This window comes from Nocardia sp. NPDC003963, from assembly GCF_053605105.1.
The window spans coordinates 86,969-106,029 of record NZ_JBSGIP010000017.1 but is presented as its reverse complement, the minus strand read 5'-3'; the positions used below and the strand labels follow the sequence as shown (position 1 = coordinate 106,029).

12 protein-coding genes are annotated in these 19,061 nt (G+C 67.3%); 8 read left to right on the top strand and 4 right to left on the bottom strand.

Annotated elements, in window-relative coordinates; all coding sequences use genetic code 11:
- The first annotated feature begins 159 nt into the window (after positions 1–159).
- The 8 genes from ACWEWT_RS24060 to ACWEWT_RS24025 all read left to right on the top strand — a co-directional run bounded on the left by ACWEWT_RS24060 (position 160) and on the right by ACWEWT_RS24025 (position 13,149).
- Positions 160–696, top strand: a complete 537-nt coding sequence (locus ACWEWT_RS24060; protein WP_063059466.1) for an NUDIX hydrolase — start codon at positions 160–162, stop codon at positions 694–696.
- The gene (locus ACWEWT_RS24055; RefSeq protein ID WP_452562138.1) at positions 693–3,314 is read left to right on the top strand and encodes a DUF6049 family protein; all 2,622 of its coding nucleotides are present in this window, start codon (positions 693–695) and stop codon (positions 3,312–3,314) included. Before ACWEWT_RS24060 ends, ACWEWT_RS24055 begins: the two co-directional genes overlap by 4 nt.
- A 1,284-nt stretch (positions 3,315–4,598) precedes the next feature.
- Positions 4,599–8,429 (top strand): lipid II flippase MurJ, encoded by a 3,831-nt coding sequence (locus tag ACWEWT_RS24050; protein ID WP_452562136.1) that lies wholly within the window; start codon positions 4,599–4,601, stop codon positions 8,427–8,429.
- A 270-nt stretch (positions 8,430–8,699) separates the two neighbouring features.
- Positions 8,700–9,278, top strand: a complete 579-nt coding sequence (sigM, locus tag ACWEWT_RS24045; RefSeq protein WP_452562134.1) for an RNA polymerase sigma factor SigM — start codon at positions 8,700–8,702, stop codon at positions 9,276–9,278.
- Positions 9,279–9,412: 134 nt separating this feature from the next.
- Positions 9,413–10,270, top strand: a complete 858-nt coding sequence (locus ACWEWT_RS24040) for a hypothetical protein (protein WP_452562132.1) — start codon at positions 9,413–9,415, stop codon at positions 10,268–10,270.
- A 146-nt stretch (positions 10,271–10,416) separates the two neighbouring features.
- On the top strand, positions 10,417–11,406 hold the full coding sequence (trxB, locus tag ACWEWT_RS24035; RefSeq protein WP_452562130.1) for a thioredoxin-disulfide reductase: 990 nt from the start codon (positions 10,417–10,419) through the stop codon (positions 11,404–11,406).
- Between the two features lie 41 nt (positions 11,407–11,447).
- Entirely contained in the window at positions 11,448–11,780 is a 333-nt protein-coding gene (gene trxA / locus ACWEWT_RS24030; protein ID WP_030524460.1) for a thioredoxin, read from the top strand.
- 175 nt (positions 11,781–11,955) lie between these two features.
- Positions 11,956–13,149, top strand: a complete 1,194-nt coding sequence (locus ACWEWT_RS24025) for an N-acetylmuramoyl-L-alanine amidase (protein ID WP_452562129.1) — start codon at positions 11,956–11,958, stop codon at positions 13,147–13,149.
- A gap of 23 nt (positions 13,150–13,172) precedes the next feature.
- Here ACWEWT_RS24025 and ACWEWT_RS24020 read toward each other — a convergent pair whose 3' ends face one another.
- The 4 genes from ACWEWT_RS24020 to ACWEWT_RS24005 form a co-directional block, all read right to left on the bottom strand.
- Positions 13,173–13,901, bottom strand: coding sequence for a GNAT family N-acetyltransferase (locus ACWEWT_RS24020; protein WP_452562147.1), 729 nt, complete (start codon positions 13,899–13,901; stop codon positions 13,173–13,175).
- 216 nt (positions 13,902–14,117) lie between these two features.
- Complete coding sequence (locus tag ACWEWT_RS24015; protein WP_452562127.1) at positions 14,118–15,134, bottom strand: ParB/RepB/Spo0J family partition protein; 1,017 nt, start codon at positions 15,132–15,134, stop codon at positions 14,118–14,120.
- 73 nt (positions 15,135–15,207) lie between these two features.
- The gene (locus ACWEWT_RS24010; RefSeq protein ID WP_452562125.1) at positions 15,208–16,164 is read right to left on the bottom strand and encodes a ParA family protein; all 957 of its coding nucleotides are present in this window, start codon (positions 16,162–16,164) and stop codon (positions 15,208–15,210) included.
- 1,616 nt (positions 16,165–17,780) lie between these two features.
- On the bottom strand, positions 17,781–17,936 hold the full coding sequence (locus ACWEWT_RS24005) for a hypothetical protein (RefSeq protein ID WP_452562124.1): 156 nt from the start codon (positions 17,934–17,936) through the stop codon (positions 17,781–17,783).
- Between the last annotated feature and the right edge of the window lie 1,125 nt (positions 17,937–19,061).

The following is a 19,061-nucleotide window of genomic DNA, read 5'->3' as shown; positions in this document are numbered from 1 at the left end:
CCGGATGGTCCACATCCGCAGGCGGGGCCCGCCCCGGTTCTGGAGCGACGTAGCGAAGGAGCGCAGCGACTGAGCGAAGGAGTGAAGAACCGGGGTTAATAGGGCCCCGCCCAGCGCCGCCGGAGGCGGCGCAAATAAACACTGCTCTAGTATTGCGTAGTGTCTCCGGCCGATCGTGCGAACAGTAGACGCCGCCAGCCGCGGCGCCGTGGTTCGGCCGGTGGTGCGGCGAAACCTCGTATGCGTACCGTGCGGGAAACTTCGGCCGGGGGTTTGGTGGTCGATGGCCTGGACGGCCCGCCGGAAGCGCGCTGTGCCGCGTTGATCGGCCGTACCGATCGCCGGGGCAGGCTGCTATGGTCGCTGCCCAAAGGACATATCGAAGAGGGCGAATCCTCGGAACAGACGGCGATCCGCGAGGTCGCCGAGGAGACCGGTATCCAGGGCGTGGTAGTCGCCGAATTGGGCAGTATCGATTACTGGTTCGTCACCGAGGGTCGGCGGGTACACAAAACAGTGCATCATTTTCTGCTGCGTTCCGTCGGTGGTGAATTGTCCGACGCGGATGTCGAGGTGACCCAGGTCGACTGGGTACCGCTGAGCGAATTGAACTCTAGGCTGGCCTACGCCGACGAGCGCAGGCTGGCCGAGGTGGCGAACCGCCTGATCGACCGGATGGAGACCGGCAAGCGATGACGCGTGGACTGAGTCGGATCATGCTCGTGATCCTGACCATCCTCGGCTCGGCGGCGCTGCCCGCGCTGCTCGGATCCCCAGCGCACGCCCAGCCCACAGGCTCGGCCGAGGATACTTCGACCCCCCAGTTCCTGAAGTTGTCCCTCGATTCGGTGAGCCCCGGCACCGTCACCGCCCAGAGTGAGCCGGTGCTGACCGTGGCGGGCACGGTGACCAATATCGGTGACCGCGGCGTGGACGAGGTGGCGGTGCGGGTGCAGCGGGCGCGGCCCGTATCGGATCCCAGCGAGTTACGCACGACTTTGAAGCTCGACCAGGCGAACTACGACTTCCCGACACCGTTCCAGGATGTGGCGGTGCGGCTGGAGCCGGGGCAGCGCCAGCAGTTCACCATGTCCGTCCCGTTGCGGGACGCGTCGGGGACTTCGCTGAACATCACCGAACCCGGTGTGTATCCGCTGCTGCTGAACGTGAACGGGACCCCGGACTACGGCGGTCAGGCCCGGTTGGACGATGCGCGGTTCCTGCTGCCGGTGCTGGGCTTGCCCGCGGCGGCGGACGGTAGCGCTCCGCCGCTGCCGACACCGGCTGCGCCCCCGGTGCAGACCACCCTGCTGTGGCCGCTGGCCGATCGCCCGCGCATGGTGGCGGGGCAGACCGGTGACCTCGATCGCGAGGTCGAGCTGACCGATGACGAGCTGGCCGCGTCGGTGAGCCGGGGTGGCCGGCTGGACGAGCTGGTGGGGGCGCTGGAGTCGGTATTCGGTGACGATCGGGCCGAGGACGGCCCGTCGTCGGGGGTCTGTCTGGCGATCGACCCCGATCTGCTGCTGACCGTGCAGGCCATGACCAGCGATTACCGGGTGCTGGCCAGTCCTTCCGACCCGGACGGCGCGACCCGGCCGGGTTCCGGTACCGAATCCGCGAAGGCTTGGCTGGACCGGCTGCGGAATCTGGCGTCGTCGATGTGCACGGTGGCGCTGCCGTTCGCGCAGGTCGATATCTCGGCACTGGCGGCGGCCGCGGATCCCGCGCTGACCGCGCGGGCGTTGGAGGCGCCGGCGTCGATCGTCGATTCGATTCTGAACACCCGGTCCGTCCGCGGGGTGAGCCTGCCCGATGCCAGCAGCCTGGATCAGGGCGCGGCGCAGTTGCTGAAGTCGCAGGGGTTCGGAACGGCGGTGCTGGCGGGTAATGCCGTCGCCCCCGAGGGCGGTACCGGCGACCCGTATGCGGCCGTACCGGATGTGGTGCGGCTGCCCGGCGTACCGGGTGCTGCCCCGCCGGCCACGCCGGCGCCGGAATCCGGTGACGCTCCGGACGCTGTGCCCGCGGGAGATGCTGCCGGTGCGGACACCGGGACACCGGCCCCTCAGCAGACCCCGGCGGGCGCCGCGCCTTCACAGGCCGGCAGCGGCGGGGCCGCGACGGCCGATCCGGCGCTGCGCGTGGCGACTTTCGACATCTGGCCCGCGGCCGCGCTGGCGGGAGTCGGTTCCAATCCACCCACCCCGTCCTACGTCCCGGAATCGGCCCGCTATGCGGTGACCAACGATTCCCGTACCGCGCGCCTGCAGGACGCGCTGGGGGCGGTGTCGTGGCGGGCACTGCAGAACGATCCGGGCCGCGCGCGGTCACAGTTGATCATGCCACCGCAGCAGTGGGGCGCGAACCGCGACGAGGCCGCTGCCCTGTTGCGGCAGCTGGACCTACTGGTCGAGAACAAGCTGGTCGATCCGCGGCCGTTCGGCGATCTCGTCGGGCAGGCGCCCGATCCCGCGCCGTTCCAGCTGGCTCCGCTGACGCAGGCGGCGGTCGAGGCGGTTCCGGGGCATTTCGCGGTTCCCGCCCGCGATCAGTCCCACCGGATCTCGCAGTTGCTGCAGGCGATGGTGGAGGTGCCCGAAGCGGCGCCGACGCCCCGCGCCTACCTCGACCCGTTGCGTGACGATCTGGTGCGCGCGCTGTCGATGTCGGACCGGCGTGGGGGTCCCACCGCGCAAGCCGAGGTCTTCGCCCAGCGCCGGATCGAGAAGGCGACGTCCACCGTCGACGAGATCTTCCGTTCGGTATCGGTGCTGCCGCCCGGTGGGGTGTACACGCTGGCTTCCGAGTCGAGCCCGTTGCTACTGGTGGCGCGCAACGATCTGCCCGTTTCGGTGCGGATCCGGTTCCGGATCGATGCGCCACCGGAGACCAAGATCACCGATATCGGCGAGCAGTTGCTGCCGCCGCGGGGCACCCGGTCCTTCCAGATCCCGACCGAGGTCAGCGACAGCCGCAAACTCGTGGTGCCGATCTCGCTGAGCACTCCGGACGGGGTGCCGCTCGGCAACGCCACCTCGATCTCGGTGCGGTCCAACGCCTACGGGCAGATTCTCGCGATCATCACCGCGTGCGCGGCGGCCCTGCTGTTCCTGCTCGCCGGACGGCGGTTGTGGCGACGTTTCCACGGTGAACGCGACCCGGCGGACAAGGGCATCGATCCGGGGTTGCGGCAGCGGGTCGTCCGGCTGGGCCGGGCTCGCCGCCGTGGACGTGGCCGCTCCGGGGCCCGGACGAGTGGGCAGACCCAGCAGCCGACCGACCCGAAGGTACGAGGCCGGGAACGCGTATAGCCGCCGATTCCGGCGTTGCGCGGGACGTACGGCGGTGTATTGCCGTACACACGGCCCGGGGGAGGGTGACCGGGCCCCGTGTCCCATGGAAGATAGAGAGTGCGCACCGGCTGTCCGGAGATCCGTCCGGGTGCCGGTGCGCAGTCGGACGCGCCATCGCCGACGGACCGCACCGTTCGTCGTGTGCTGACGCCGAGCAATGTGTTCGACGCGACACAGGGGACAACCGCCACGCGGGGTCCGGGCGATACAGGAGGCATGATGAGCGACGATGAATCCTCCGCTCATCGGCAGCAGCCCGGTCGACAGCCCGACGGTCCACGAGCCCGTCGGCCTCCCAGCGCACCGTGGGAGCGAGTGCATCGAACTCCCGGACCGGAGACGGATATGACCGGTCACCCGGGTGATCCGGAGCTGGAACGTGAACGCCCCGGTGCGTTCCGCGAGCCGCCTCCGCAGATGCGACGGCCCGAGCGGCCCGGTGCCCCGGCGGATCGGGCGGTCCCGCCCGGTCCACGGCCGGGACCGCGACCCGGCCCGCATCCGGGCGAGGACCGCTACACGCCCACCCGGCAGCCGAACCCCGATCCGCGTGCACCCCGGAATCCGGCGCCCGGGCGGCCCCCGAACCCGCCGTCCGGCGCCCGCCCGGCGGCATCTCCCGAGCAGCGCCCGGCACCTCCGTCGGGCGCCCGCCCCGCCGTTCCGCCGATGCCGCGTTCCGCGCCTCCGTCCGGCGCGCGTCCCGCCGTTCCGCCCGAACGGCGCCCCGCACCTCCGGCTGCCCCCCAGAGCCCGGTTCCGCCGATGCCGGGGGCCCGGCCGCAGCAAGCACCCGGCCGTCCGCCGATGCCCCCGGGTCCGGGCCGCCCGGGTGTTCCCGGTGGCCGCCCACCCGCCCAGGGCCGCCCGGACGACGGCCGCCCCCCGCAGCCCCCACAACGCCCCCTGCCCGGAAGTGGCGCGCCCGCCGCGGGTCCGTCATCCGAACCGTTCCCCGCGCAGCGGATGCGGCCGATGCCACCGCCGCCCGCCGGTGTACCGGGACACCCCGGCCCGCAGGATCGGCCGCAGGCCCGCCCGCCACAGTCACCGGATTCGCAGCCGCGCGTACGCCCCGACCGGCCCGGCCCGGGACAGTCGCCCGCCGCGCCGAACCGGTCCCCACATCCGCAGGCTCCACCGCCGCGGCAAGCTCCGCCTTCCCAGCCCTTCCGGCAGGTACCTCCGGGCCGCGACGCCGGCCGGCCCGCGCCGGCCCGCGGCCGGACGGGGACCGGTCCCATGTCCGCGGTCGCCGTCGCCGAGAAACCGGCCGCGGATTCGGCGAAGGCGGACAACAGTCAGGTCAAGCTGCTCAAGGATTCCGGATCCATCGCGATCGCGACCCTGATCAGCCGGATCACGGGTTTCGGTAAACAGCTGCTCCTGCTGGCCGTCCTCGGCCCGGCCATCGCCAGTTCGTTCACTTCCGCCAGCCTCATCCCGAACATGATCGCCGAACTGGTGCTGGGCGCTGTCCTGACAGCGATCGTCGTGCCGACCCTGGTACGGGCCGAGCAGGAAGACCCCGACGGCGGCGCCGCTTTCATCCGGCGCCTGGTCACGGCCGCGGCGGCGATTCTGGGTACGGCCGCGCTACTGGCCACCGCGGCCGCGCCGGTCCTGGCCACCCACGTCTTCGTCTCCGCGAACGGCAAGGTCAACACCGGGCTCACCACAGCACTCACCTTCCTGCTGGTACCGGCCGTACTCTTCTACGGCCTGTCCGCGTTGTTCACCGCCATCCTCAACACCCGCGGGGCGTTCAAACCGGGTGCCTGGGCCCCGGTGCTCAACAATGTGGTGGTACTGGTCGTGCTGGGGTTGTACGCCCTCACTCCCGGGGAGATAACCCTGGATCCCGTACGGATGAGTGATCCGAAACTGCTCGTCCTGGGATGCGGTGTGACCCTGGGCGTTATCGTGCAGGCCGCCAGCCTGCTGCCCGCGATCCGCCGTCAGGGCATCGATCTGCGCCCGCTGTGGGGGATGGACGCCCGGCTCAAGCAGTTCGGCACGATGGCGGGCGCCATCATCCTGTACGTGCTGATCAGCCAGATCGGCGGCATCTTCGCGAACAACATCTCCTCGCAGGCCGACGAGGCAGGCCCCGCGATCTACCAGAACGCGTGGTTGCTGCTCCAGCTGCCCTACGGCGTCATCGGTGTCACGCTGCTCACCGCGATCATGCCCCGGCTCAGCCGTAACGCGGCGAACGACGACACGCCCGCGGTGGTCGACGATCTCTCGGCCGCCACCCGGCTGACCATGATCGCGCTGATCCCGATCGTCACTTTCCTCACGGTGGCCGGTCCGCAGGTCGGTGATGCGCTGTTCGGTTACGCCCGGTTCGCCGAGGACGCTTCCCGGCTCGGTACCGCCGTCAGTTTCTCGGCGTTCACCTTGATCCCGTACTCGCTGGTGCTGATCCACCTACGAGTGTTCTATGCCCGTGAACAGGCGTGGACGCCCACCTGGATCATCCTGGGAATCACCACGATCAAGATCCTGTTCTCGGCGCTGGCCCCGTTCATCGCCGACAGCAGCCAGCAGGTCGTGATCGTCCTCGGCGTCGCGACCGGTCTCGGGTTCACCACCGGCGCGGTGATCGGCGGCTACCTGCTGCACCGCAGTCTGGGTGATCTGCGGATGGCCAATGTCGGCCGTACGGTCAGCCGGGTGCTGCTGGCCTCGCTGGCCGGCGGAGCGGTCATGCTGATCGCGGACCGAGTCATGGGGCTGGATCGGCTGACCGAATCGCTCGGCGGTCCCGGCTCCTTCATCCGCGTCGGTATCACGGGGATCGTCATGTTCGCGGTGGCGTTCGGGCTGATGCGCCTGGCCGGAATTCCCGAGGTGGTCGCCATCACCGTCGCCATCTCGCGGCGTCTCGGCATCACCCCGCCGGCACCGGAGATCGACCTCGGACCCGCCGAGGACGAATACGCCACCCGCATCATGGACCGCCGGGATCCATACCTGGCGTACTCCGGCTTCGACTCGGCCATGGACGCCCAGAGCACCATGGTGCTGCCGGTGATCCGGCCGGACTCGGTTGAGCGCACCGGCGCGGGCCAGTTCCCGTACCCTGTTCGGCAGACGAGCACAAGAGGCAGGACCGCTGAAGTTGCGGCATACCAGGGCGAAGGAGGTCCGAGGGTGAGCGACGACGCGGTGGGCGAGCGCCCAGCCGCCGATTCTTCCTCGAATCCGGCGAGCGGTCGCCTGTCCACCGATGTTCCCCCGGAGCAGACGGAACCGGGCGACCCGCACACCCAGCGCGCGGGCGGAGGACCGTCCGCGCACGATTCCGCATATTCGGCGGAGCAACGGCCGGATTCGGGGCCATACCCCGACGCTGACGAAACCGCTGGTTTCGGGAGCGAATCGGAGGACGGATACCAACCGGTGGACCCCGGCGAACAACTTTCGGAAGAACATCTGCACCAGACCGGCGCGACGGTCTCGGCCACCGATCCGGTCTACGACACCGGCATGATCCCGGTCCCGCCGATAACCCGGTCCAGCCGGGTCCAGCGCGGTCCCGAGCTCATGCCGGGCGCCTCGGTCGCCGGTGGCCGTTATCGGCTGCTGGCCGGCCACGGCGGGGCACGCGGGCTGCGGTTCTGGCAGGCCCTCGATATCAAACTCGACCGTGAGGTCGCGCTGACCTTCGTCGACGCCGATCAGAAGGCCGCCGGTAATTCCGGCCAGGACGGCCCGCAGGCGATCCTCTCCCGCACGCTGCGACTGGGCCGGATCAATTCGCCCGGACTCGCCCGGGTGCTGGATGTGGTGCGCGGTAGTTCGGGCGGCATCGTGGTCGCCGAATGGACGCCCGGCCGCTCCCTGCGGGAGATGGCCGAAACCGTCCCGTCGCCGATCGGTGCGGCTCGTGCCATCCGCGTCCTCGCCTCGGCCACCGAAATGGCGCATCGCAGCGGTGGAGCCCTGTCCATCGATCATCCGGACCGTATCCGTATCAGCGCGTCCGGCGATGCGGTACTGGCCTTCCCGGGCACCCTCGGAGACGCCGACCCGCAGAGCGACGTCCGCGGTCTGGGTGCCATGCTGTACGCCCTGATGACCGCCCGCTGGCCGCTGCGTCAGGGTGGGGTGAGCGGAAACGCCGCCACGGTAGGGGGCCTGCACCTGGCCGATTTCGGTCCCGACGGGACCCCGATCGAGCCCCGCCAGATCCGGCCCGAGGTCCCGTTCGAGATCTCCGCGGTCGCGGTGCGGTCGCTGGAACCGAACAAGGGTGTGCGGACCGCCGCCACTATCCAGCATGTGCTGGAACAGGCCTCGGTCGTGGATCAGAAGACCGATTTCATCCCCGTACTTCGCCTCGGCCAGCGGGCCCCGGCACCGGCCGACGAATCCCTGGCCGATCCGGAACTGCTCGCCGCCGAACGCGAGAAATCGCAGCGGATGATGTGGATCATGGTGGCTCTGGGGATCCTCACGGCCCTGGTCGTCGGCATCGTCATCTGGTGGCTGGTCAGCGTTTTCGCCCCGGGCGATTCCAGCGAACCGCTCAACGAGCAGAAGGTCATCGGCCTCACCACCAGCCGCGCACCGGACGCCTCGGAGACCCCGGCCGGCCCGTCGTCGGCGCCCGCCGCGGCCGACGGTGCGCCGATACCGGCGAGTGGGGTCGTGGTGTTCTCCCCGGAGGGCACCCCGGACGATCCGTCCGGCGCCGCCGCGACGACCGACGGCGACCCGGCGACCGCCTGGCGCACCGATCAGTACTTCCAGCAGTTCCCGGCGCTGAAGAAGGGCGTCGGCCTGCTGGCGACCCTGCCCAGCCCCGCCACTCTGACCAAGGTCTCGATCACCTCGTCCACCCCCGGGACCAGTGTCGAGATCCGCACTTCGCCCACCGAGGCGGCGACGCTGGACCAGACCCAGCTCGTCGGCACGGCGGTCCTGGGCGACGGGGTCACCGAGGTACCGATCCAGACCGATCAGGCGGCCCGCTACGTCCTCATCTGGGTTACCGGGCTGGGTAATACGGGTGCGCAGTTCCAGAGTTCCATCGCCGAACTCGGATTCGAAGCCAAGCCCTGATCGGGTGGGCCGCGGACGACCCGCGTACCGCGTGCGTGCCGGACGAAATCGGTTGCCGCCGAATTGTTTGCCGGGATATGATCGCGATCCGCGCTCTCAGCTGCGAGCCCGTCGGGATCAGGGGTACGATTCCGCACGCTGCCTTCTCGCAGTGGCTGTCGGTGCCGGATCACCGACCGTCGTTGCTGTCGTGAGCGCTGTCCAAGGGGTTGGCTATTGTCGTCCGAACTGAACGCGGGGGGTCGTGCAGGGACAACAGGGACCGGCGCGGTGGGAACAGGGGAATCCCGACTGGATACGACAACCGATATAGATCTGCTGCGGGCACACGCGAACGGCGCCCCGCATGCCTTCGCGGAGCTGATCCGCAGGCACAACGACCATCTCTGGCAGACCGCCGCACGCGTCTGCTACTCACCGGAGGACGCTGCAGACGCGCTGCAGGAGGCGTTGCTGTCCGCGCACCGCAACGCCGGTTCCTTCCGCGCGGAATCCGGGGTACGCACCTGGCTGCACCGGATCGTGGTGAACGCCTGCCTCGACCGGATCCGCCGCAACCGCGCCCGGCCGGCACTCTTCCTGCCACCGGAGGCCTGGCCCGAAATATCCGACGACTCCGATGATTACAGCCGGGTCGACGTCTCGCTCGTACTCGAACGGGCGCTCTTCCAGCTCCCCCCGGACCAGCGCGCGGCGGTCGTCGCGGTCGACGTGGAAGGATACAGCGTCGCGGACGCCGCGGAACTGCTCGGCGTTCCGGTGGGCACGGTGAAGAGCAGATGTGCGCGAGCCCGGCAGCGCCTGAAGTCCGAACTGGATTCTCTGCACGCGGAGAGGAACCAGATGTAGCCCCGCCGCGTCAGTATCAGTGACACATTTTTCCTCCCGAAAGGTATGTACCCGAGGGAGTACACAACCACCGGCCGCAGGAATCGGTACCCGAGTCAGATGGACGCAGCAGCAGCATTGGAGGTGTGCAGGTCATGAGCTCTATTCCGCAACCTCCTTTCACGAGGGAGTTGCTCGCCGATCTGCACGCCGGAAATATCGATCCCGAGCTCGGTGCCCGTCTGTGGCCCGTAGTACAGCGCGACCCGGAGGCGAAACGCTATCTGGATTCGCTCGACGAGATCCGCGGGTCTCTGGCCGCGCTGGGCAGCTCCGAACGGATCACCCGTCCCATCCCCGGCGATATCGCCGCACGGCTGAACGCGCTGGCCGAATCGCTGGGTGGGCCGGTGGGAGTACCGGGAGGCGATACAGCGGTCGAGACCACTCGACCGCTGAACGGCCCGGCACCGGACTACACCGGCTTCCCGCCGGCGTTCCCGGGACCTCCGCGAGCTGATCCGGGGAATACAAGTCCCGGAACACTTTCCGGTGATTCCGTGACCGAGGCTCCGATCTCGCTCGACGCATACCGCCGCCGCAGGCGACGGATCGCGACCGGGCTGGCCGCCGCAGCGGTGATCGTGGTCGCTGCCGGCACCGCACTCTTCACCGTCGGCGATCCCGATCCCGAAACCCCGCCGAGGGCCGCTCCACCACCCTCCGAGAGCGTCGAACCGGGGTCCGCTCTCGACACCGCCGTGGCGCTGCGTGCGCTCGGCCGCAACGATGTGCGCGGCCGGCTCGCCGATCCCGCCGCGCTCACCGCATGTGTGCGGGCAGCCGGTATCGACCGCCCGGTCCTCGGGTCCGCCGATATGGACTTCCACGGCCGCGACGCTGTACTCATCCTGGTCGGTGGGCGCAACGGAGCCCAGGTCACCGCGCTGGTGGTCGGCCCCGGCTGTGGTCCGGGCAACCCCGAAACCATCGCGACCACCGATATCGGCTAGACACAACCGCTCCTGCGCTCCCGATCGTGGGCGTACGGCGGACGGCCCCGCCCCGCCACACTCGCTGGGGGCGGGGGAGCGGGAACAAAGCGCGTCTACCCTGTTGTTGACCGAATCGTCCCCGCTAGCTTTTCTGGAAGGGTCCCATGAGCACGCCAGTTCGCGACCTGATCATCGTCGGCTCCGGACCGGCCGGTTACACCGCCGCCGTGTACGCCGCCCGCGCCGAACTCCAGCCGCTCGTGTTCGAGGGCACCCAGTTCGGTGGCGCGCTGATGACCACCACCGAGGTGGAGAACTACCCCGGTTTCCGCGACGGCATCATGGGCCCCGATCTCATGGAACAGATGCGTGAGCAGGCCAAACGCTTCGGCGCGGATATCCGTACCGAAGATGTGGACGCGATCGACCTGAGCGGCCCGGTGAAGAAGATCACCGTCGGTGACGACGTCTACGAAGCGCATGCGGTGATCCTCGCCATGGGTTCGGCCGCCCGCTACCTCGACGTACCCGGCGAGCAGGATCTGCTCGGCCGCGGCGTCAGCGCGTGTGCCACCTGCGACGGCTTCTTCTTCAAGGGCCAGGACATCGTGGTGGTCGGCGGTGGCGACTCGGCGATGGAAGAAGCGATCTTCCTCACCAAATTCGCCGCCAGCGTCACCATCGTGCACCGGCGCGAAGAATTCCGGGCTTCGCGGATCATGCTCGAACGCGCCAAGTCCAACGAGAAGATCCGGTTCCACCTCAACGCCGAAGTCGTACAGGTACACGGCGAGACCAGTGTCACCTCGCTGACACTGCGCGATACCCGGACCGGTGAAACCTCCGAACTCGCCGCGACCGGCCTGTTCGTGGCCATCGGCCACGACCCGCGCAGCGAACTCGTCCGCGGTCAGGTCGATCTGGACGCAGAGGGCTATGTGCAGGTACGCGATCCGGGTACCCAGACCACCGTCGAGGGCGTCTTCGCCGCCGGTGACCTGGTCGATCACACGTACATGCAGGCGATCACCGCGGCCGGTACGGGCTGCCGCGCCGCCATCGACGCCGAACGCTGGCTCGCCGAAAAGGGCGATATCACCAGCAATACGCTGTCGCACGCCGACCAGCCGATCGACGTCGCCGTAGCGAACTGACCCGCGGGCGAGCCACGTCCCGGAGATCAAGGAGAATATCCATGTCCGAGAGCACCAATACGGTCACCGTCACCGATAAGTCGTTCGCCGACGACGTGCTGCTGAGCGAGAAGCCGGTGCTGGTCGATTTCTGGGCCACCTGGTGCGGACCGTGCAAGATGGTCGCCCCGGTACTGGAGGAGATCGCGGGCTCGCACGGCGAGAAACTCACGGTGGCCAAGCTGGATATCGATGCCAACCCCGAGACCGCCCGCGATTATCAGGTGATGAGCATCCCGACTATGATCCTGTTTGCCGGTGGCAAGCCGGTGAAACAGATCGTCGGAGCCAAGGGCAAGGCCGCTCTCCTGCGGGAGCTCGAAGACGTTATCTGACGTCTCGAATACGCCAACAGGCGGCCGTGACACGGCGACGCGCCGTAGTATGCCCTGACCAAGATTGTCGAATTCCGGTCCGGGTCTGACAGAATCGACCACGCTCCGTCGTGCGAGGGTGTAGGCCGTCGCATGAGTGGGTACCCGGGATTGACGAAAGGAAGGGCCCTCACGCATGCACCGACTTCGTCACGGCGACACCGGTCCAGCCGTAGCAGAGGTTCGGAGCACCCTGGCAAGTCTGGGGTTCTTGCAAGCGCACAACGGCGTGGACACCGATGGCGCGGGCGAATACTGGAAAGACACCGAAGCCTCCTTCGATTATCAGCTCGACTCCGCGGTGCGTGCGTTCCAGCAGCACCGCGGTTTGCTGGTCGACGGTACCGTCGGTCCGGCCACCTACCGGGCGTTGAAAGAGGCGTCGTACCGCCTGGGCGCCCGGACCCTGATCTATCAACTCTCCGCCCCGCTCTACGGCGACGATGTCGCGACTTTGCAGCGGCGGCTCCAGGACCTCGGTTTCTATGTGCACCGGGTGGACGGTTTCTTCGGCCCGCACACCCACGAGGGACTCACCTCGTTCCAGCGCGAGATCGGCCTGTCGGCCGACGGTATCTGCGGTCCGGACACCCTGCGTTCGCTCGAGCTGCTCGGTGCCCGGGTCACCGGGGGTAATCCGCACCGGATCGCCGAGGAAGAAGTGGTTCACCGGGCGGGCCCACAGCTCACCGGTAAGCGCATCGTCATCGACCCCGGTATGGGGGGCGAGGACCGGGGCCGAGCCGTCCCCACCGAGTTCGGCGATGTGTACGAATCGGAGGTCCTCTGGGATCTGGCCAGCCGGCTCGAGGGAAGGATGGCCGCCACCGGGATGGAGACGTTCCTGTCCCGCCCGTGGGGGAGCAATCCGACCGATGTGGAGCGCGCGGAGACCTCCAACGCGTTCGACGCCGATCTGATGATCTCGCTGCGATGTGCGTCCAACACCAGCCCCATGGCCAACGGTGTGGCCGGGTTCTATTTCGGTAATTCGCACGGTTCGGTCTCCATGATCGGCCAGGTACTGGCCGGGTTCATCCAGCGCGAGGTGGTGGCCCGCACCTCGCTGCAGGATTGCCGCACTCATCCACGCACGTGGGACCTCCTGCGATTGACCAAGATGCCGACCGTTCAGGTCGATCTCGGCTATGTCACCAATCAATACGACGCATCGGTACTGGCCAGCCCGCGAATGCGGGATGTCATCGCGGAAGCCATCCTGATCTCGGTGAAACGCCTCTACCTGCTCGGGCAGGACGATCAGCCCACCGGCACATACACTTTCGCCGAACTGTTGGCCGAGGAACTCGCCGCCGCCGACAGCGGATAGCGAATTCCACAGCCGCGAGGTCCCTACAGGGTCGACAACCGGGTCGGTACGGTGATGGACGCGGCGGCGAGCAGCTGATCGAGAGCACGCTCGACATCTTCCTTCCAGCCGTGGTCGGAGTCGAGCTCGAGCCGCAGCCGCGGGAAGCGATGATGCGGCGCCACGACCTCGAATCCGACCTCTTCCAAAAAGTCGGATTCGATCATGCAGTTCTGCGGGTTGCAGCCCAGACTCGACGAGCGTCGCGGACCGCGGTCGGGTGCGCCGATCCGTTCCATCAGGCGCATGGTTCCGGTCGGACGGTCGGACAGGGCCGTGCTCGCGGGAGCACCCCGGATACCGAACGCCTCGAGGGCGCGGACACCTCGCCGGATCAGGTCGGTGACCACCCCCTGCACCAGGCGGTAGGCGATATCCCCGTCCAGGTCGGGGTATTCCGTACCGAGTGTGGTGAGCAGTACCGCGTCGGGGCTCACCGGCGAGGTGGGGAAGAGACCTGCCCGCGGCACGACTCGCGGCGGTGCGTACAGAGCACATCCGACCGTTTTGTCATCGACTGTCGCGAGTTGGCCACACGACCCCCACTCGAGCATGACCGTCGAGATCCATGCTTCTTTCTCGAACACCGGATCGCTGAACCCGGAGGAGTCCGCGGCCACCGCGGGGTCCATTTCCCAGAACACACAGCGGCGAGCATGTGCCGGCAGCCGGCTGATGCTCTCCAGGGTTAGTCCCGTGACGCTGGTCGACACCGCTCTGCTCAGCCTCCAGCTATCCGATTCGTCTACGCTCACGCCGCATCATAGTTTTCTCGACAGCCAGAATATGCGATCAAGCGGACCCGCCTCATTTCGCGTCACCGATCTTCGATGGATGCCCGTCGTCACGCCCGAACCTCCAATTCCAGCCACTGTCACTGTGACGTTTCACCTCCGAGGTAGAGTTCACACGGGCGTCGCGGCAAATTTTCAATTCTCGAGTGCTGTTCGCATCATCAGATCGACGATCCGTTCCAGATCGTCCACCGATCCGAACTCGACCACAATCTTGCCCTTCCGTTTACCGAGGCTCACCGAAACTCGAGTATCGAACGATGTGGACAGTCGATCGGCGACATCCTGCAGACCGGGGGAGTGGATGGGCGGCCGCTTCGGTGCCGGCGGTTTGGGTGGTTCCTGTTCCCGGTTGGCCAGCTTCACCGCTTCTTCGGTGGAGCGCACCGAGAGCCCCTCGGCGACGATCCGCGCGGCCAGCACTTCCTGTCCGTCCGCCCCACCTTCCAGGCCGAGCAGCGCCCGCGCATGACCGGCGGAGAGCACTCCGGCCGCGACCCGGCGCTGCACCGGAATCGGTAGCTTCAGTAGTCGGATCATATTGGTCACGACCGGCCGGGATCGGCCGAGCTTCGCCGCGAGCTCCTCCTGGGTGACCCCGAACTCCTCCAGCAGTTGCTGGTAGGCCGCCGCTTCTTCGAGAGGGTTCAGCTGGACGCGATGAATATTCTCCAGGAGCGCGTCCCGGAGCATGGCATCGTCATTGGTCTCCCGGACGATAGCCGGGATCGTCTCCAGACCGGCTTTCTGACATGCCCGCCAGCGGCGCTCACCCATGATCAACTGGTAGCGGCCGCCGCCGGACTCCAACTCGCGAACCACGATCGGCTGCATCAGCCCGAACTCACGGACCGAGTGCACCAGTTCGGCCAGCGCCTCGTCGTCGAAATACTGACGCGGCTGCTTCGGATTCGGCTCGATCTTGTCCGGCTCGATCTCTCGATAGACCGCGTCACCCACCGCGGCCAGATCAGGCATTTCCACCGGCTCCGGCACCTGGTGCAGATAGGTGGATGCGGGGCGGGGCCCGGGATCCAGACCTATCACCGCATTGGCCGCCTCGGTGCCCAGTCCCGCCGCGACCGGCGCCGGTCCCGTCGGGATCAATGCCGCAAGACCGCGTCCCAGTCCACCCTTTTTCGACTGACTCACCGGCCTACCCTTTCCCTTGCCCGCGTCCACAACCACGACCGATCACACACCCGATCCATTCACTTCGCGTCATTCACTCCGCGCCGTCTGCCGCCGCGGCGTATTTCACCGCACCGCGTGCGGCCATCTCCCGACCGGCATCCAGATAACTCAAAGCACCGCGGGAGCCCGGATCATAGTCGAGAACCGTCATCCCATACCCGGGAGCCTCGGAGACCTTGACGCTGCGCGGGATCACCGAGCGCAGCACGACGTCACCGAAGTGACTGCGGACCTCTTCGGCGACCTGGTCCGCCAGCTTGGTCCGGCCGTCGTACATGGTGAGCACCACCGTCGACACGTGAAGTTCGGGGTTGAGATGCGATTGCACCAGGCCGATATTCCGGATCAACTGCCCCACACCTTCGAGGGCGTAGTACTCGCACTGGATAGGAATGAGGACTTCACGCGCGGCGACCATCGCATTGATGGTGAGCAAACCCAGCGAGGGCGGGCAGTCGATCATGACGTAGTCGATATCGTAGCCCGCGATATTGGCTTCCTGGATAGCTCCTTTGAGTCGCGCTTCCCGCGCCACCATCGAAACCAGCTCGATCTCCGCGCCGGCCAGATCGATCGTCGCCGGAATGCAGAGCAGGTTATCGCTGTGCGGGCTCTGCTGGATCGCATCCTGTACTTTGATCTCGCCGATCAGTAGTTCATAAGTGGACGGAACACCGGAATGATGCTCGACCCCGAGAGCCGTACTGGCATTGCCCTGCGGATCCAGATCGATCACAAGCACCTTCATCCCTTGGTGCGCCAGAGCCGCGGCCAGATTCACCGTCGTCGTGGTCTTACCCACTCCACCTTTCTGGTTGGCCACGGTGATGATGCGTTGCTCATGCGGTTTCGGCACTGTCACCTTTCCTGGATGCATTAGCTGGCTCGCGCGGTGCGCCTCGGCGGCGATCGGCGTTTCAGTGGGGGAGATATGCCCATACGGCGTACTCCCGAAGGCTTCCGGGCCGATATTGCTGCCGTCCAGCATTCCCGGTACGCGTGATGTTTCCCGTGAAACATTCGCTGAACCGCTCGACATAGACCGCTCCTAACGCGAGAACTGCAAGATCACGTGGCCTGGCGGACGCCGGCGCCGTGTCGTCGAAACAAGCCGTACTGGGTCGAATCACACTCCACGACGACCTCGGCATCTACGTACGGACCGGACGGCTTCGCAACACTGCGTGGTCACGCGAAGCTACCTCCTCCGACGCTGACGCTCAGCCGCCAGTCGACCGAACGGAGCTTTGCCATCGCAATACCAAGATTCCTTACGTGGCACCGACGCTCACGCCCGACGTTCAATAGCTTGCCAGCCGCAGGCGCGATAAGAAAGCTGAATCGCGGCGACGCGCCCATGACACGCACAAGTTTTCCGCATTCGAACCCGAATCGTGGGGTTGCGCCCGTCTGCGCGTCGATGTTTCCCGTGAAACATCGATGCGCGACTAGCGATGGCATCCGCGGACGAGCGCGGCGGATCCGGCCGGAGGGGCGAGAGGCGCCACGCCGGGACGTACACGATCACCCGGCATGACCGGAGTCGATGGCAACCGCCTCTCCGTATCGGCACCGTAACGGATCGCCGGCGCGCGCCCACCGCAGCGGTCGATTTCAACCCGCCGTGCATGAGCGGAGACCGATGAACGACCGGCCTCGCCGGTCAGTGCACTGACCATCGTGTAACTTACGGCCTCCGGTTACGAAGCCAGTTGTCACAGTGACGTTCCGGGAGGTAGTCCTGTGCCATCCTGCGTGTGGACGCCGAGGGCTCCCACCGCATCAACAATGCCGAAAACGGGGGAGCGATGTCACACGCCTCCACCCACAGCGTTCGTTCACGGCCGAACCGAGCCCGCGGAGTCTCGGCGTCCAGGATCTGCAGTCCCGCTGGAGCCAGCGAACTGGCCGGCCTGTGACAGCACCTCGCAGCAGGCCGTCGATCGGCAACTCGAATAAGGAGAATCCACGACACCGAGGCGTCCTTCTGGACCGCTCCAGTTCTGGTGCCCGGATGCAGAACCAAGTGACGCCGAAACCACACCGCACACAGCCGAGCACACTGCACACACTGCATGAGCAAGAGCACAGAGCAAGAGCACGGGACACGGTCGGCGCTGACCGCACCGAAGGTCAAGCTTTCGCCGACCGGCGCATCAGTAGGCCGCCGGCGCGGCAGGCACCAGGAGACCGGCTTCGCCGACCGAACCCGGAAATCAGCGCAACGCCGATCAGTCCGTTCACGACACTACGAAGCACACAGCCCATGCGACTCCGGCAGTTCCAGATCACCACCGTCCACGACTCCGGGAGATCACCGCCGCACAACTCGACGCCCGGCCGACTGTGTTCTTCGGCGTCCCCCGGGTCTGGCAGAGGATCAAGGGGCGGCGTCGAGACGGAACTGGCCGCCGAGACCGGAGCCAAGAAGGCCACGACTCTTCTCGGTGCCCGGATGTCCGTTCCGACATGTTCGCACCGACTCCGAATCGCACCGGCACACGCGCCGGCGAAGAAGTCTGCGGGGAGAGGTGTCACGTGATCGCACTTCTGCGCCCTCACGACATCAGCGTCACCCGAAGCCACTCCGCCGTCAGTCGATGGTCAACGCACCTTCAGCACCTCATGGTTCGTTCGCCATCCCGACGTCTCGGTCTCGGTCTCGGTCTCGGTCTCGGTCTCGGTCTCGGTCTCGGTCTCGGTCTCGGTCTCGGTCTCGGTCTCGGGGCAACGCATATTCCACACGCCGATTGCAGCCAACGCAGATCCGGTAACCCCACCGGATGCCACGAATACTGTCCCGGGAGCCGGGCACGCGACCGGTCGGGTCGAGAACTCCCACCCGCCTCACCGCCGGGCGTATCTGGCGCCACGTGGGCGATCGAACCGGCCGTCCACGGAACCCGAGGCCGCGATGGGCTCTCACCGACTCTCCCGCGCTCGAATGTTGCCGCGCGTCGTCCCATCGGCGGCGGAATCTGCGGAGGAAAAGCTCGACTGGACAAGATCGCAGGTGCCCCGCGCACACAAGCGATCGCATCCAGCGTGGTCTATTGCACCGATTCGGAACTCCGAAGTCGTCAGCACATATCAACGGAACGAAAACGCCGGGAATGGTGTATCGCCTATCTCGTGAACCCCGTGACAACTCCGACCGATCTGCCCGCGCCTACCCGAACCGAACCGCCCGAACCGTGTGCACCATGGTGGGCTACCTCGTGGATATCAGGCGACACCCGCCCGCCTCGGCGGCCGGAGATTGCCGTCGCCGGCCGATATCGCGGGGTCCGGCAACCGATAGCTCCAGCGAACGCACTCGACGCGCAGCTGCACTCGCGAACGGATTTCCTTGCCACCGGTCCGTGGCAGTAGTTGCGGTAGCGCGTTCCCGAGGCGACCGTGACATCGGAACCGACGAGGCACCGGAACAGCTGTCCATAACCCCACCCCGCCCCAGGGATGTCCTGCCATCACGTGACGCCACTCATCGCTACCCGGCCTATCCACCTGAATCGACCCGATACGGGCGTTGCTTCCTGCTGAAGGCTGTACAACGCGACTCAACCGCGCTCCGCGCTCGGGCGACCACTGCACCGGCCGGATCTCCAGCACAACGCCGAGTAACCGGCCTCTTCGATACCAGCCGTTCCCACCCGGAAGTCGATCGTGACAGATCGAAAGTCGTGCCCGCAGCCTGCCCGTCCCGTGACCGGGCACGGGGGAGTGCACCGAGATCACCGCAAAGCCGAGACCTCCGAGCAACGGCAGATCTCCACGCACCGACTCCGGGACTCCGGGACTCCGGGACTCCGGGACTCCGGGACTCCGGGACTCCGGGACTCCGGGACTCCGGGACTCCGGGACTCCGGGACTCCGGGACTCCGG

Bases quoted from the DNA above. Each gene is read 5' to 3' on its own strand.
- ACWEWT_RS24055 (WP_452562138.1), top strand. From the start codon at position 693: ATGACGCGTGGACTGAGTCGGATCATGCTCGTGATCCTGACCATCCTC.
- ACWEWT_RS24050 (WP_452562136.1), top strand. From the start codon at position 4,599: ATGTCCGCGGTCGCCGTCGCCGAGAAACCGGCCGCGGATTCGGCGAAG.
- ACWEWT_RS24040 (WP_452562132.1), top strand. From the start codon at position 9,413: ATGAGCTCTATTCCGCAACCTCCTTTCACGAGGGAGTTGCTCGCCGAT.
- trxB (WP_452562130.1), top strand. From the start codon at position 10,417: ATGAGCACGCCAGTTCGCGACCTGATCATCGTCGGCTCCGGACCGGCC.
- trxA (WP_030524460.1), top strand. From the start codon at position 11,448: ATGTCCGAGAGCACCAATACGGTCACCGTCACCGATAAGTCGTTCGCC.
- ACWEWT_RS24025 (WP_452562129.1), top strand. From the start codon at position 11,956: ATGCACCGACTTCGTCACGGCGACACCGGTCCAGCCGTAGCAGAGGTT.
- ACWEWT_RS24010 (WP_452562125.1), bottom strand. From the start codon at position 16,164: ATGCTGGACGGCAGCAATATCGGCCCGGAAGCCTTCGGGAGTACGCCG.